General features: G+C 58.0%; 12 protein-coding genes and 2 pseudogenes. 3 read left to right on the forward strand and 11 right to left on the reverse strand.

Annotation, left to right across the window (positions count from 1 at the left end; all coding sequences use genetic code 11):
- Positions 1-18: 18 nt before the first annotated feature.
- The 6 genes from A8O26_RS14375 to A8O26_RS14400 all read right to left on the reverse strand — a co-directional run bounded on the left by A8O26_RS14375 (position 19) and on the right by A8O26_RS14400 (position 10,463).
- Positions 19-3,567, reverse strand: coding sequence for a calcium-binding protein (locus A8O26_RS14375; protein WP_064118628.1), 3,549 nt, complete (start codon positions 3,565-3,567; stop codon positions 19-21).
- 198 nt (positions 3,568-3,765) lie between these two features.
- Complete coding sequence (locus tag A8O26_RS14380; RefSeq protein WP_064118629.1) at positions 3,766-5,673, reverse strand: hypothetical protein; 1,908 nt, start codon at positions 5,671-5,673, stop codon at positions 3,766-3,768.
- 84 nt (positions 5,674-5,757) lie between these two features.
- Positions 5,758-7,404, reverse strand: coding sequence for a hypothetical protein (locus A8O26_RS14385; RefSeq protein WP_064118630.1), 1,647 nt, complete (start codon positions 7,402-7,404; stop codon positions 5,758-5,760).
- Between the two features lie 267 nt (positions 7,405-7,671).
- On the reverse strand, positions 7,672-8,301 hold the full coding sequence (locus tag A8O26_RS14390) for a LysE family translocator (RefSeq protein ID WP_064118631.1): 630 nt from the start codon (positions 8,299-8,301) through the stop codon (positions 7,672-7,674).
- Positions 8,302-8,391: 90 nt separating this feature from the next.
- Positions 8,392-9,741 carry an NCS2 family permease gene (locus A8O26_RS14395; RefSeq protein WP_064118632.1) on the reverse strand — a complete coding sequence of 450 codons (1,350 nt, stop codon included), beginning with the start codon at positions 9,739-9,741 and terminating at the stop codon, positions 8,392-8,394.
- 275 nt (positions 9,742-10,016) lie between these two features.
- Positions 10,017-10,463: a MarR family winged helix-turn-helix transcriptional regulator gene (locus A8O26_RS14400; protein WP_064118633.1), complete on the reverse strand. Its 447-nt coding sequence runs from the start codon at positions 10,461-10,463 to the stop codon at positions 10,017-10,019.
- An 82-nt stretch (positions 10,464-10,545) separates the two neighbouring features.
- On the opposite strand from A8O26_RS14400, the gene A8O26_RS14405 reads away from it, so the two are divergent.
- The gene (locus A8O26_RS14405) at positions 10,546-11,712 is read left to right on the forward strand and encodes a PLP-dependent aminotransferase family protein (RefSeq protein ID WP_064118634.1); all 1,167 of its coding nucleotides are present in this window, start codon (positions 10,546-10,548) and stop codon (positions 11,710-11,712) included.
- Between the two features lie 162 nt (positions 11,713-11,874).
- Here A8O26_RS14405 and A8O26_RS14410 read toward each other — a convergent pair whose 3' ends face one another.
- From A8O26_RS14410 to A8O26_RS30220, 3 genes and pseudogenes are all read right to left on the reverse strand, one after another.
- On the reverse strand, positions 11,875-12,246 hold the full coding sequence (locus tag A8O26_RS14410) for a glutathione S-transferase N-terminal domain-containing protein (protein WP_064118669.1): 372 nt from the start codon (positions 12,244-12,246) through the stop codon (positions 11,875-11,877).
- Positions 12,247-12,350: 104 nt separating this feature from the next.
- Entirely contained in the window at positions 12,351-12,896 is a 546-nt protein-coding gene (gene folE / locus A8O26_RS14415; protein ID WP_019826593.1) for a GTP cyclohydrolase I FolE, read from the reverse strand.
- 22 nt (positions 12,897-12,918) lie between these two features.
- A pseudogene (locus tag A8O26_RS30220) lies at positions 12,919-13,188 on the reverse strand (site-specific integrase); the annotation flags it as partial.
- Between A8O26_RS30220 and A8O26_RS29790 the strand changes: the two are divergent.
- Positions 13,159-13,275, forward strand: a pseudogene (locus A8O26_RS29790) (DNA adenine methylase); the annotation flags it as partial. The pseudogenes A8O26_RS30220 and A8O26_RS29790 overlap by 30 nt on opposite strands.
- 206 nt (positions 13,276-13,481) lie before the next feature.
- A complete protein-coding gene (locus tag A8O26_RS14425; RefSeq protein WP_253756867.1) occupies positions 13,482-14,189 on the forward strand; it encodes a hypothetical protein in 708 nt (235 codons plus the stop codon).
- Positions 14,190-14,331: 142 nt separating this feature from the next.
- Here A8O26_RS14425 and A8O26_RS14430 read toward each other — a convergent pair whose 3' ends face one another.
- Both A8O26_RS14430 and A8O26_RS14435 read right to left on the reverse strand, forming a co-directional pair.
- Positions 14,332-14,889: a Smr/MutS family protein gene (locus A8O26_RS14430; protein WP_064118637.1), complete on the reverse strand. Its 558-nt coding sequence runs from the start codon at positions 14,887-14,889 to the stop codon at positions 14,332-14,334.
- Positions 14,890-14,963: 74 nt separating this feature from the next.
- Positions 14,964-15,284: a hypothetical protein gene (locus A8O26_RS14435; protein ID WP_064118638.1), complete on the reverse strand. Its 321-nt coding sequence runs from the start codon at positions 15,282-15,284 to the stop codon at positions 14,964-14,966.
- Positions 15,285-15,387: the final 103 nt, after the last annotated feature.

A 15,387-nucleotide genomic window follows, 5' to 3' on the forward strand; every position in this document is an offset into this window, starting at 1 on the left:
GCGACGTTTGGCTAACGGTCAATAATCGGGCAGTTGCAGTGTCGGCAGGTGCGGGGTCTGGTGCTTGCAGCGGCTGAACACTTTCAGCTGTGAATAGTTGATTTCCCGCGACTTGTTACTGTCCAGAATCCACTTGCGGTTCGCCAAACTGTATTTGAGTTTGCCGCGAGTGCCATCGCTCAACGCAATGTTGCGCACGTTCAACTCGCGTTGCGCGACGCCAGCAAATGCCTCGGGCAAATCAGCCTCGGTGGGGGGCGTGAAGTAGCGGGCGTCCAGACTGTCGACATACACCCGGTCGAAAGACAGGTCCACGGTGTGAACCACGCCTTTTGGGCCGATGACAAAAACCTGGTCAATCAGATCCTCGGCCCCGTACTGCGGCAGGTGAATAGTGGCAGTGCCGATGTACAGCTGATTGTCCGCCAGGACGATTTTGAAGTCCTTGAGTTGTGTGGCGTCGATTTCCCAGGTCGACGAGTTGTTCAACCGGGTACTGGCCGTCGCCAGACCGCCCGGCGTTGAAATCCGCAAGACTCGATGCTCGAGCAAATGCACCAGGTAGGTCGCGCCCGCACCTTCAATGTTCTCGATCGCCGTCTGTTCGGCGATAGGCAACAACTGCGAGCAAGAAGAAATGTGGTCGAGCTTCAGTGCCTGAGTTTCGGGAATCTCGAAAACCGCGTTGAAAAGGGTTCTTAGCGGAAAGCGCAAGTCGTGGCTGGTCAGCGTGTTGGCGGTAACGTTGTGTTTATAGCGCGCCGCAGGCACGGCGTACTCTTCTTCGAGGATCAGCGTGTGGGCCTGACCATCGCGAAACACCAGCATGTAGCCATGGGTAGACATGTTGGCTGCGGCGTTCTTGAGTGCCGCTTCCAGCGTGGTTTCTGCGTACTGGCCGAACCCGGCGATCTGCAGCAGGTTCTTGCCAAAGTAAAACAGGAAGTCGCAAGAGACATTGACCTTGTCTTTGTCCGCCGCTGTGTTCATCACGGTAGCGGGGGTGGTCGCAAAGGCAACATGCGCACTGGTCATCTCGGCGTAGTCGTAATCAAGAAAAATTCGCGTGCCGTAATAAGGGTCGGGATTGTTGCCGGTGATGAATTGCGTGTGCGGGTTGAAGCGTTGCACGTAATAGTGGGTGTTTTGCCGGGTGGGCACTTTGCATATGGCTTCGTGGACGATGGTGGTTTTTTCCGGGCGTCCCACTTTGGTGATTTCTGCTCTTATCTCAACGGGATTGTCGTGTTCGATAGTTTCCGGCAAGTCCGGTTTCAAGTAGTAACCATCACGGGTAATGATGGTCAATTTGTCATTGTGCAGCACCCGCTGGCCGTCGACATTTTGGTAAATGTTGTCGAGGGTTATGTTGCTTCTGCGACCGTAATGGAAGTCGAACTTCAATATGAGGATAAGGCGACACCTGTCCACCTCCCATTTCTCGATCTGGTCCATTCGCCAACCCAGCGAGATATAACTTTCATCCGCGCCATCTTCCGAGATAAGCACCGAACCTTCGGCCAATGCCACGTGATAAAAATCCAGTCCCGCTTCACCGAATGCCTTGGCATTGTCCTTGAGCAAATAAATCGTGTCGTTGCCGGCGCCAGCATTGATAGTGTCCGCACCCCTTGAGGTCATCACGTTGGCTGCATCGGTACCGGTGACAATGCTTTTTCCATCTTCGAGCGTCTGCACGTTCTCAATGCTTTCGAGCAAGGCCTTGAAATCGTACGTCTCGCCATCCGTTACCGTCGGGTCCGGGTTTGGCGTGTAGATTTGCAAGGTGCCCGCCGCCAGATCGATGTCATAGCCACGGCCGCCAGCCGAATGCCACTGCTTGCCATCCATGATCAAGGTATCGCTGCCGGCCCCACCTTTCAGTCGGGAAAACTCAGTGCTTTCGACAGGCCTTACGAGGTCATCCGCCGCGTTCTGCGCGATGAATTTGTCATCCTTGTCACCCCCCGTGAGCGTCTTGACGCCTTCGGCGTAATAAAAGGCATTGGGCTTTTTCGCGACGCCGGTGACCGTGTCCTTGCCGTCGCCGATCATCCACAAGATGCCTTTGGTTTGCCCCTGCGTCCCCAGTACGGCGCCGGGCGTCTCAGCTGTCACGCCGTCGCGGGCATCAATCGTATCGTCGAGGCCGACCACCTCCGGCACGAAGACGATGGGCAGGGTTTCGACGCCCCACCAGTGCTTGACGCGCTCGCGACGTTTTTTCAGGCGATCTTCATAGCGGCCGTGCACGACCGCCTCGATGGTGTCCTTCTGCGTCTCGTCGAGGACCTTTCTGGCCGTGGTTTGCAGGCGTTTCGCGGTCTCGAGTCTGGCTTTCGCCAATTCATAACGATGCTTGACGCTCTGGTCGATATCCATCAGCGGCACAAACGAAAACCATCCGGTGCGCCACCGCTCTTCAACGGTGAGCTCAATGTAGTCATCGATGTCGTCCACCATGCGCACGGCGCCGTAGACCTGCGAGCCGATCGCCATCAGCGCACCCGCCGCGAGGCCGACCGGGCCGGCGAAGGAGAAACCGGCCATGGCGGCGCTACCGAGAATCACCGTCATCGTCGCGCTGGCAATGTTCAGACCGGCGCTGACGAAATGATCCATGGCCTCTTTGCCGGTTTTATTGCTGGCGGCATTGAATTCCCTGACAGCGCTGTAGATATCGAACGGCAATGTCAGTGCGCCACCGATGAATCCGCCGGAACGACCCAGCCGAATTCCTGCGCGGGTTTTGCTGAAATCCTTGAGGGCGCCGTTGCCGGCCTCGATCATGCGCTGGCCGACTTTGGTTACAGCCACGTCGGTGATAATCGAGGCGACTTCTGTGCCGATGCCGATGCTGTTGAAGATGATTTCATCCTGGTCATTCTTTTTCACGGCATCGTAAATGCCGCGAATGCCCATGAAGATGCCAAAGGCTTGAATGCCGACACTGGCGCCGATCATCGAGTGGTTTTTGATGATGACCCAACTGGGGCTGCTGCTCTTTCTTGAATAGGCCAGGCGCAGATCAAGACGCTGGGCCGAGTTCAACAGACGCGCCATTTTTTGCCCGTAGCCACTTTCCTCGACACGTGCCCCGATGTCTTCCCTGATGACCGGCGCAGCAGTGGCAGGACGCAGACTGGCGATCTCGAACAACAATGAGGGCAGTAAATAGTTATCGCCGAAAGCCGAGACTTTCATGCGCTGCTCGATGTCGGCGTAACTGAATTGCAGGGCGTTGACGAACGATCGGCTGGGTGTCCGAAACTGCGTGTTATGTCCGGTCAGCGGTTGGCCATCGAGGGTCGCGCCCAAGGCGTCCAGGGCTCGGCGTGTCACGCTGTGCGAACCTATTTTCAGCGGTCCGAACAGATCGTCGAGCAGCTTCAGTTGGCCGGGCTTGCGTCGGCCGGTCGAGGCTGGCGTATTTCCCGGCTCATCGGCATTGTTCGCTGCGAAGTCGATCGTCGCGGCGGTGCGTTCATTGGCCTGCAGGCCGATGTCGGACACTTCGACGGTGTCATTGTGAGCATAAGTATTTTCAACAGGTAGGGGCGTGGACATTGAAACTTCCTTGTTCGATATAGTTTGCCGCGTGCGGAGCGTTGTTGCTGATAGGGATATGAATCAAAACAATCAAATGATTGTTTTGATTGATTTAAATGGATCGCGATTGTGCACGGTTGTATCGAAATAGGATTTTAATTTGTATGACAGTAAGTTAAGTGTCACGAAGTGTTTGTTGTTGTCTGGAAGTTGCGATCAGCGCTCTCTGATCATAAAAAGAGTTGCTTGCCCCATCGAATCCGTCTGGACGCCGCCCAACAGGTAAATGAGCTGGTTTGCCCTACGGAAACTTTCGATTGTTTGCTGTTGCGCAGCAGCACGGTTCGACGACAGGGAGCCACTCTGATCGAAAAAAGGCGCTGTCGGCCGTTGTAGCCGGCCGTCGATGATCACTGGAAATTCGAGTATGAACACCGCGTTTAGTGTTTGCCGGTGAAACAGCAAGGCGTGCTCCTCGAAGGGATGGTGTGCCGCGCTGATCGTGTAGCCGTCGTCCTCGAGCACGTCGCTGAACAGCCTTCGCAGCAGAGGCACTGTTGGCGCCGCGGCGTATTCATTCCAGTAATGAGGAAAGCGTCCGGGATCAAAATCAAGCCGTTGCAGGCCTTCTGCCGATGAAGACCCAAGGGGAATTGCCACGGATGCGTCGCGGTCATTGCCAAGGCTGCGCAACATCAACAACGGGTCTGCGAGTTCTCCGTGCGGTGGCCTGACTCCTTGCCTGTCCAGCCAGTAACGGAATGTCTGGTTGATGACCGCGAGCCCATGACCACTGATGATCTCGGACTTGTTCGCCTGATTGAACATGGCACTGGCCAGTGCCCGAACCGCCTGATCCGACAGATGCCTGAAGGTTGTAGCAATGTATTGAGTGATGGGCATTTCAAAAGGAAAGCGCCGATCAAGGACGATCCACTGCGCATTTCTTTTGACCGCCCATTTTGGCTGCAAGGATGGATTGTCGCGCAGCATGGATTCGAAGGCGTCGTATCGCGTGGGTGAAAACGCAGGGTGTTGCAAATAGGCGAGCCGGGATTCGCCATTCAATACCTGCTGCACGATCCGGTAATGCAGTCCGTCGATTTCGATGTATTGGCCCGATAGCGACGGCTGCGTTTTGCCCCAGTTTCGCCAGAGCCCGAACGACAGGTTGAGCGCTTGAGGGTTGGCGGCCAGCAGACTGTCGGTGAGGCTTTGGCTGCTGCTCGCGGCGTCGTCCGCCTGTGTCCGTTTGCCGGGACCGGGTGTTGCGGCCTCGATCTCGCTTGGCGGGCGAGGCTGATGATCTTCCGGCACCGCAAGGGTTTCGGCGATTATGCGGCGCCACAGTCGGGTATCCGCGATCCGCTCGAAATACACGTCGGGTGCATCCATCAGCGTTGCGAACGCTTGCTGGTATTCCCCGGTAGCAGTCTTTCGCACCATGACCGTTCCTTCTGCCGTATCGACGTAAGTCTTGCGGTGTTTGTCATAGCGGATGCCGTCCGCCGTGTCCTCGGCCGCAGAGAGCCGGGCGGCGTCTGCCGGGGCCAGATAGCTCGGCGTTTGTGCCGGTTCGGGAACGCCAGCGGCGGTTCGTCGTGAGTCGGGCTCGGGGCTTTGCGTCAGCCACTGCGGGCGGTCGACTCTCCAGGTGGGCTGGCGCTCCGATTTGCTCAGGAACGGACCGGGCAGTTGCGGGCCGAGATTGAAAGGGATCTGGTAGCGGCCATCGTGCTGGCGCTCGACGAGGATATGACCTTCGTTTTCGACATGGGCAAACAACTTGCCTGCCGGGCTGCGGAACAGACCACTGGCGGCGTCGAGCGCATTCAACAGGTGCAAACGGTCGGCCGGCCAGGTGATCGAGTTCAGCAACTGATCCGCCGTCAGAGCGCCGGCCTGGGGTATTTCACTGACCTGCACGGATGGCACGCGCGGCACGGCGGCCGGCGCATGCTGCGAGGCGTCGGTGGCTGTCTGACTCCCGCCAGCAGGGTTCGGGACCGGGTGGTCGACCAGCAATCGATGGCCGTCAGGCTCGTCAGTCGAGGTGTTTCTGTGGATGGGCGGCGTGTCAGGCAACGGCGAAATGCCAGACACAGGCTTCGGTGGTTTGGCCATTGAGACGTTCTCGGTGTGGAAAGGAATGGGCGACGCACTGTCGGGATCGGCAGCAAGCCTTGGCAAAAACCTTGCGCTGAATGTTCAACCTTCTCTCACCAGGAACAGTGTCGGGGTTTGCGTGGGAGAGCGTTGGACGCCGCCGACCAGATAGATGATTTCGTACTCCGTCAGCGCCGTGCTGAGTCTTTGTTTGTTCGACGCACTGAGCCTGTTTTGAAAGTCCGTGCGGCTGAGTTCGGAGCCGGGCAGGGTGGGACGAGGAACGCTGTCTGTGCTGATGCGTGGCAGTTTCAAGACGAAAATCGCGGCAACGCCTGCCCGGTAAAAAATCAGGGCGCCTTCTTGGTGCGGGCGTGTCGTCGGGCTGACGGTATAGCCTTCGTGTTGCAGCACGCCGGTAAACAAATTTCTCAGGCTGGCACCCGTTGGCGCTGCGGCGTAGACCGCCCATTCGACGGGAAAGTGTTGCGGCTCAAAGTCGACGCGTTGCAGCAGTTCCGTAGCGCGTGGCGGCAGGGTGAGTATCCCTCCGGGCACCAGGTTGTCGGGCTGTGTCGGCAGTTTGGGTAACAGCAACAACGGGTCAGCGAGGGTGCGCCTCGGGATCTCGTCGTTGACCCGGTCCAGCCAGTTGCGAAATATCAGCGCCATCAGCGACAGCCCATGCGCGTCGAGCCCCTCAGGTCGCCTGACTTGATTGAACACCGACCTGGCAATGGCACTGGCTGTTGGCGGTGATAGATAGCTGAATGCGCTGGCAACGTATTGGCTCGGGGCCATGGTAAACGGCGGATGATTGTCCACCACCCGCCATTGACCATCGCGTTTCAACGCCCACTTCGGCTGTCGTAAAGGTTGATTGCGCAACATCTGATCGAAGGCATCGAAATCGCCGGGCGCAAACCCCGGGTGCTGCAGATAGACCAGAGCGGTGTCGGGGCGCAGGTGTTGCGCCACGATCGCATAGTGTTTGCCGTCTATTTCGATCGACGCGCCTGACGCTGGCGGGGTGGTTTTTCCCCAGTTTTTCCACTGACCGGCGGACAAGTCCAGCGGCCCAGGCTCCTGTGAAAACAGGTTCTGCGCCAGTGCGCTCGCATCGGCAGCGACCTCGGCCTCGGCCTCGTCTGCCAGACGCGCTTGCTTGCTCGAGTGTGCGATGCCTTCAGGCGGGATGTCAGACGCCTGACGTTTCATGGGGGTGGCGACGGCGGCGACCTGACGCCAGAGTGGGCTGCCGGGAATCTGCTCAACGCGTTCGCCGGACGGGATCGATTCCTGGGCATGGGTCTGTCGGTAACCGGCAGAGTCGTGGCGCACCATGACCAGTCCACCGTCCATTTCGACATAGGCCTTTTTGTGCTTGTCGTAGCGAATGCCTTCGGTTGTCGCGGGAGTTTTTTTCAGTAGGTTGGCCGATTCGCTATCAATGAAAACCGGATGTTGCGAGGTGCCCGATAGTGGGCTGTCGGCTGCCTGGATCGGTGGGGGCGATTGAGGTTGTGAGTCCGGCAAGGGACTGACGATGGCGCGGGTGCGCGGCTCGGATAGCCCCGGCACTATGTTCGCTGTAGACGAGGTCGAAATCGGATCTGCGCCTGTGCCCGGCGAAGCGGGGTGCCCAAGGTCGACGCGGGAGTCGCTCAGAGGATCTTGCGAGGGTCTGGTGGGCGAGGTCGGTCCTTCGGGGGAAGGCGAGTCAGTGAATTTGCGGGGTGGTTTTGCCATGGGGTTGCTCCGATGAATTGCAGATTCAGTGATCTGAAATGCACCCGGTGATCAGGTCGCAACGACGAGGGCAGAGGTGCCACAGCGCAGTTACCCGATTCGGGCTTCAAGGGAGTGATGTTCGGAAAAAGGCAGTGGCCGCGTGCGGTACATATGCCTTGAGTCGAAGGCAAACGATGCAAGACGTTACTGCGCCTGCGGCCGCTGATCCTCAACGTGGCGGGAAACAGGGCGGGCTGATTCAGCAGGAATCAGCCCGCCAGTGTCTCAATGGCTGCTGAGCAACGAGGCTGCGCCGGCACCACCAAACAAACCGGCACTGATCCGGTTGAACCAGCTCTGGCCTTTGCCACTGCGCAGATAGCGCGCGGCACCGTGGGCACCCAGTCCATAGGCCAGCTTGCAGAGCAGATCGAGCACCGTCCAGGTCGCGATCATCACCAGCAACTGCGGCAGGAACGGTTGTTCGGCGCTGAGAAACTGCGGCAGGAAGGCGGCGAAGAACAGGATGTCCTTCGGGTTGCTCGCGCCCAGCACAAAGGCGCGGCCGAACAGCGTACGGAAGCGTGGTACCGGCGCTGCTTGCGGCACTTCGGCGCCGACCGAGGGCTGCCGCGATTGCTGCCAGCTCTGCCAGGCGAGATAGAACAGGTACAGGGCGCCGACGATCTTCAGCGCGCTGAAAAGTTTTTCCGACGCCAGCAGCAATGCACCGAGGCCCAGGGCCGAGGCGCTGAGCAGGCAGATCGAGGCGCTGACGCCGCCGAGAAAGGCCGGGTAAGAACGGCGCAGGCCGTAGTTCAGACTGTTGCTGATCATCAGCAATGACAGTGGCCCCGGAATGAGGATCACCACCAGTGCAGCGCCGCTGAACAGCAGCCAGGTTTCCAGACTCATCACTTTCCTCCTTTTTTTGTTGTACTCAAGAATGTGCAAAAGCCCCACCGGTAAGGGTGAGGCTGTTTTGACGCTTGAACCGCGTGACGCTTACAGGAAGATGAACTTGGCGATGAAGATCGCGCAGAGCACCCACAGGCTGACGGAAATCTCTTTGTATTTACCGGTGCCGGCCTTCAGCGCGACGTAGGTAATGAAGCCCAGCGCGATGCCGTCGGCGACCGAGAAGGTCAGCGGCATCATGATCGCGGTAACGATCGCCGGGATCGCATCCGTGGCTTCGTCCCATTCGATGTGGGCCATACCGCCCATCATCAGCATCGCCACGTAGATCAGTGCACCGGCGGTGGCGTAAGCGGGAATCATGCCGGCCAGCGGGGCGAAGAACATCGCCGCTATAAATAGCACACCTACGGTGACCGCGGTAAGACCAGTCCGACCACCAGCGGCGACGCCGGCAGCACTTTCCACGTAGCTGGTGACCGGCGGAACACCGACCACGGCGCCGAAAACGCTGGACGCACTGTCGGCTTTCATGGCACGGGAGAGGTTTTCGATGCGGCCGTCAGCGTTGACCAGATTGGCGCGCTGGGCGACCCCCATCAAGGTGCCGGCGGTGTCGAACATGTGCACGAAGAGGAACGCCAGCACCACGCTGATCATGCTGACGTTGAACACGCCGGCAACGTTCATGGCCATGAAGGTTGGCGCCAGACTTGGCGGGGTCGACATGATCCCTTCGTAATGCACGATACCGAGGCCCCAACCGGCGAGGGTCACGGTGATGATGCTGATGAGGATCGCGCCGAAGACCTTGTGGTAGCTGAGGATCGCAATCATCAGGAAGCAGATGGCCGCGAGCAGCGGGCCCGGTTCGCGCAGGGAGCCGAGTTTGATCAGGGTCGCCGGGCTATCGACGACGATACCCGCGGTTTTCAGCCCGATCAGGCCGAGGAACAGACCGACACCGGCACCCATCGCAAAGCGCAGGCTGACCGGAATGCTGTTCAGCAGCCACTCACGAATGCGCGAGAAGGTCAGAATCATGAACAACACACCGGAGACAAATACCGCACCGAGGGCGGTTTCCCAGTTGTAGCCCATGGTGCCGACCACGGTGTAGGTAAAGAATGCGTTGAGGCCCATGCCCGGCGCCAGGCCGACCGGCCAGTTGGCGTACAGGCCCATCAACAGGCAGCCCAGTGCGGCGGCGATACAGGTGGCGACGAAGGCTGCACCGTGGTCAATCCCGGCATCGGCCATGATGTTCGGGTTGACGAAGATGATGTAAGCCATGGTGATAAAGGTTGTCAGACCGGCAATCAGCTCGGTCTTCACCGTGGTGCCATGCAAGCTGAGTTTGAACAGACGTTCCAGCAAGCCACTGCGTAATGGCGGCGAGAGTTCCAGCGTCGATGCTTCGGATTTGCGGCTTTCCACAGCGAGTACTCCTCAAGAGTTTTATTGTTATTTCCAGGGCCGGACCCATGAGGGGTGGCAGCGGCCCTTTGAGGCGAACGCGAATTTGTTGACCATGCGGTCAGGAACTCGCACGCTGTGGATTATGCTTTTGTGTACAAATAAAGCAAATATTGTTTTTGGTTTTGTTTACGAAAGTTCCGTCGATAGGGATATATCGCCTCCGAAGGCCCCCTTCGCGAGCAGGGGGACGCATACCCCTGTGGGAGCGAGCCTGCTCGCGAAGAGGTCGCCATTCAATCAAGAACTGTCTGGTTGTTCCCCAACGCCTTATTCACCGCCAACCACCCATTCACCGCCGCTTCCCCAGCCTCGGCAAACACCCGCTCCAGCAATTTCACCTGCTCACGCCGCAGTGCCTGTTCAAACTTCGCACCGTCCGCCGTCAGTTCCAGCAGCCGTTTACGCTTGTCAGCCTCCGACGCCACGCTGTCGACCAGATGCATTTCCTGCAACTGTCGCAATGGCATGTTCAACGCCTGCTTGCTCACCCCGAGCAACCCCAGCAATTCCTTCACGCTCAAATTCGGATAACGCGCGATGAAAAACACAATGCGCTGATGCACCCGCGACAGCCCGCGGCGCTCGAGCATTTCATCCGCCTTGGCGGTGAACGCCTGATAGCCGAAGAAAAACGCTTCCATCGCTTGCTGCTGACTGGATGGGTTTTTAAGGTCAAGCATGTTGACGTACTCGCTCAAGCTGTCGTAATTTCAGTCAACCAGTTTGACTCATTTTTCGCCTCCCTCGCTACCGGTGACCGCCATGGCTTTTTCCGAACGTGTCTCGCGCCTTAAAAGTTCTTTGATCCGTGAAATCCTCGCCGCGGCGCAGCGCCCGGAGGTGATGTCGTTCGCCGGCGGCTTGCCGGCCGAAGCCATGTTGCCGAAGGTCGAATGGGCCGACATGCCGCTTTCGCTCGGCCAATACGGTATGAGCGAAGGCGAACCGGCGTTGCGTGAGGCGCTGGCGGCAGAGGCGAGGGCGCTGGGGCTGGAGTGCGAGGCGGGCCAGGTATTGGTGGTCAGCGGTTCGCAACAAACCCTCGATCTGGCAGCCAAGCTGTACATCGACAAGGGCACGGAAATTCTCCTGGAAGCACCGACCTATCTTGCTGCGCTGCAAATCTTCCAGCTGTTCGGCGCCGATTGCCTGACCGTGCCGCAAGAAGCGGATGGTCCGAACCTGACGCAGTTGCGCCATCGTCTGGAACAGCATCGCCCGGCGTTTATCTACTTGATCCCGACCTTCCAGAACCCGTCAGCCGTGCGCTACAGCGAAGCCAAACGCGCAGCGGTCGCGGCATTGCTCGATGAATTCGGCGTCACCCTGATCGAAGACGAGCCCTACCGCGAACTGACGTTCGACGGTGGCAGCGCCAAACCGATTGCCGGCCGGCTGAAGAAGGCGAGCTGGATCTACACCGGCACCGTGTCGAAAACCTTGCTGCCCGGCTTGCGCGTCGGCTACCTGATTGCCAGCCCGGACCTGTTCCCGCACCTGCTCAAACTCAAGCAATCGGCGGATCTGCACACCAACCGCATCGGCCAGTGGCAGGCGTTGCAATGGATCGGCACTGAAAAATATCAGCAGCATCTGAGCGAATTGCGTGGGTTTTATCGTCAGCGGCGTGATGCCTTTCAAACGGCGCTGGAAACGCACTTTGCTGATCTGGCCGAGTGGAACATGCCGCAGGGCGGGCTGTTTTTCTGGCTGACGTTGAAGCAGCCGCTGGATACGCGGACGTTGCTCAATGAGGCCTTGGCCAATGATGTGGCGTTTATGCCGGGGGAGCCGTTCTTTCCGGATCCGGATAACAATCTCGGGCATTTGCGCCTGAATTTCAGCCACATCGATCCGGCGCGGCTGGAGGAAGGGTTGAAGCGATTGGCGGCGGTAGTGCGGCGGGCTCAGCTAGAGAAAGCGGCCTGAAAAACAAATAAACCGGCTCATGGGCCGGTTTATTTTTGTCTGGGATTTGTGGTGCCTGTAAGGGCCTCATCGCGAGCAGGCTCGCTCCCACAATGGAAATGCATTCCAAAGGGTGGGAGCGAGCCTGCTCGCGAAGGCGTCAATCAAATTCCGATATGAACCTCAGACCGCCGCAAACCGCTTATCCAGATAATCAATAATCACCTTGGACTCATACATCCAGGTTGTCTGCCCATTCTCTTCAATGCGCAGGCAAGGCACTTTGATCCGGCCACCCTGTTCCAGCAGGACCTGACGATCCTGCTCGTTATTCTTCGCATCCTTCAGCGCCACCGGCACATTCAGACGACGCAACGTACGGCGGGTTTTTACGCAGAACGGGCAGGCGTGGAACTGATACAAGGTCAGGTCTTTTGCTGCCGCATCCACCTGCGCCTGAGCGGCCACGGGGCGTTTTTTCTTGCCCGGACGGGTGATGAAGTCGATGAAGATAACCAGTTGGCCGAGGCCGACACGAAGCGCTTTGACGAACACGTTGAAAGCCTCACGGTGCACATTGAGAAAGGCGCGCAGCTTACCCGATTTTTCACGGACGAAAAAAAACCGGCGATGAATGCCGGTTTTCTTCGGGTAACGAATTACTTGATCAGGCTGAGAAACTCGCTGCGGGTCGCGGCGTTTTCGCGGAACTCACCCAGCATCACCGAAGTGATCATCGACGAATTCTGCTTCTCGACACCGCGCATCATCATGCACATGTGCTTGGCCTCGATCACCACCGCCACGCCCAGCGCGCCGGTGACTTGCATGACCGCATCGGCGATCTGACGGCTGAGGTTTTCCTGGATCTGCAGGCGGCGGGCGTACATGTCGACGATCCGCGCGACCTTTGACAGGCCCAGCACTTTGCCGCTCGGGATGTACGCAACGTGCGCCTTGCCGATGAACGGCAGCAGGTGGTGTTCGCACAACGAGTACAACTCGATGTCCTTGACCAGCACCATTTCGCTGTTGTCGGAGCTGAACAGGGCACCGTTGGTGACCTCTTCGAGCGTCTGTTCATAACCGCGGCAGAGGTACTGCATGGCTTTGGCGGCACGCTTTGGCGTGTCGAGCAGGCCCTCGCGGGAGACGTCCTCGCCCAATTGGCCGAGAATCGCGGTGTAGTTCTGTTCCAGTGTCACAGGGGCTGATTCCATAAGGGTTTCAGAGGGGTACTGTTTCTGTCTGTACCAATTTTGTACCAATCAAGCTGTTTTCGAGCTTACCGAGTTCAACCCAGTCAGTGCTGGAGTTGATCCATCGGGCGTAAGTCGATAGCAACATCTGAACGCTATGACCGAGCTGAGTGGCAATAAACGCAGGGTTCATACCCGCCATGAGGCACATGGTAGCGTATGTGTGTCGGCAGTTGTATTGCCGGCGGGCGCGAATCCCCAATTCGATCAGCGCGGCCTGGAAGAGTTTGTCCGCCACTTCGAATGAGCGCTCCGTTCGCGACAGGTGTTTGAATGGCAGAAAATAACCCTCCCCGGAACGCTCACCGACATCCAGTGCGCCAGCGTAGATCCCTCACTTCAGCGATTTTATCGAGTAAAATCGTGAAACATCATTTTTGCTATGGCGGCACTCGCCATACTCGCTGCTTCTAATGACCCGCAAAGGTGTCAGTGACGCAAAGGCCACAGTCAACCTTTACCCTGTAAAGAAGCCAGAGAGTTGCTGTGTGTCGAGGCTGAGTCTTGGCATTCGCAGGCAAGAAGAGATGGGTGAAAGGTTCATTTAAAACGACGGCCCGAAAGGGTCTTTTGCATTACCTGGATGCGATTTTCGCGCCTGTTAGCCAAAGGAAAATCATGAAAAGTTCAATCAATGATATGGCGTTTACCGAGCGTCGCCGCGTGCCTGTGAGGGCTTTATTGGGCGGTGTTTTATTCTTGGTCATGGCCATCCAGGGATTCCGTATGGAGTCCAATGGCATCGCTGCGCTGCTGCTGGTGTGTTCGATATGGTACTTGGGCATGGCGTGGCTGAACCGCAACGCGGGTTCGCAAACGTTGATGATCCTCAAGGACAAAGGCATCTGGTTTTTCAATGCGGATGGGTTAGTCCCTTACACATCGATTGAAGCCACAGAGGTCGAATCGTACAGCGGGATAGCTCAGATGCAACTCAATACGGTACTTCATATCATTGCCGAAAAGGCTGACACCCTGCCGAACTTTAATGACAGCCGGTGGAAGATCTTTTTCAAGATGCCAAGTGCGCGCAAGGGTAAAGGCTTTCGTAAGCATCTTGTCGTGTTCAACTATGGTGGTCTGCGCGACGAAGACGGCAAAAACGTCGACTATGAGAACCTTGAAGAAGAACTCACTTACCGTATCGAAAAGGCTCACCAAGAGGAACACGAGCAGAGCCATTCAGTTTATGTGCCCTCATCGTCAGCAAACGATGCGCTGTCGCCTGTCACTCATTGAATTGCGCTGAATGCGTCGGGCACTGGCAGTGGGTGCAAAGCCGACTGCCCAAAGCTGCCGTTCAGCACCGCCATTCGAACAGCTTCAGTAAAGTGAAAGCCCCGCATCGTGACTAACGATGCGGGGCTTCAGATGGGGCGGATTATTCGTCGCGACCTTCCATCATGGTACGTTTGAGCATCACGTAAACCGCGCCGGCACCGCCGTGTTTCGCCTGGCACGAGCAGAAGCCGAGCACTTGTGCATGCTGGCGCAACCACGTGTTGACGTGACTTTTGATCATCGGCCGCTTGCCGTCCAGACGCACAGCCTTGCCATGGGTGACGCGCACGCAGCGGATTTCGAATTTGGTCGCTTCGGCAAGAAATGCCCACAGGGTTTCGCGGGCCTTTTCCACGCTCATGCCGTGCAGGTCGAGGCTGCCTTCGAAGGGGATCTGGCCGACCTTGAGCTTGCGCATCTGACTTTCCTGCACGCCGTCACGGGACCACATCAGCTCGTCTTCCGGACCGACGTCGATCACGAACTGATCGGACAGGCCATCCACGGTCGTGGCGTCGGTGCGCACGGTGGCGGACTGGCGCAGCTTGGCGATCTGTGCGCGGTCAGCCTTGGGTTTGCCGGTGTCGGCGCGGTCGTGCTTGATCGGCTTGACGCCTTGGATCGCACTTTTGAACAGGGAAAAATCGTCGTCTTGCATGTCAGCCTCCGCGAAGGGCGGCCAGTTTACCCAAGTCGAAACAAAACGGCCCGGCAAAAAGCCAGGCCGGTGATTCAGTCGTGTTTTTTCATCAGGTGCGGGGACATGTTCAGTTCCCGCGATTGCCGTGCGCGACGGCGGCAGCGACGCCACAGGGCGACACCGAAATACAGAAACAGCAAGCCGACCGCCAGAATGATCGCCGAACCCATCGGTGTAGCGTTCAAGTCACCAAGCGCCGGTGGGCGCCCGAGCAGGCTGGCGGCCCCGGCCATCGCCAGCAGCACACCGAACATCGCCAGAATGGCGGCGATCGCTGCGCCGAATCGAAAACGCCAGTTGCTTTGGCCTTTGGGCCGCAAGCGGCGTGCGTCAAATCCATCGGATAACTTCATTCCGACCTTCCTCAATGGGTATCGGCCCTTCGACCGGGAGTTGACCGGGTTGTTCCTGAGGCTATGGCATTTGCGGCAAATGAGAGGATTTTGCAGATGAGCG

The sequence above is a fragment of the Pseudomonas fluorescens genome (assembly GCF_001648775.1).
Classification (GTDB): Bacteria; Pseudomonadota; Gammaproteobacteria; order Pseudomonadales; family Pseudomonadaceae; genus Aquipseudomonas; species Aquipseudomonas fluorescens_M.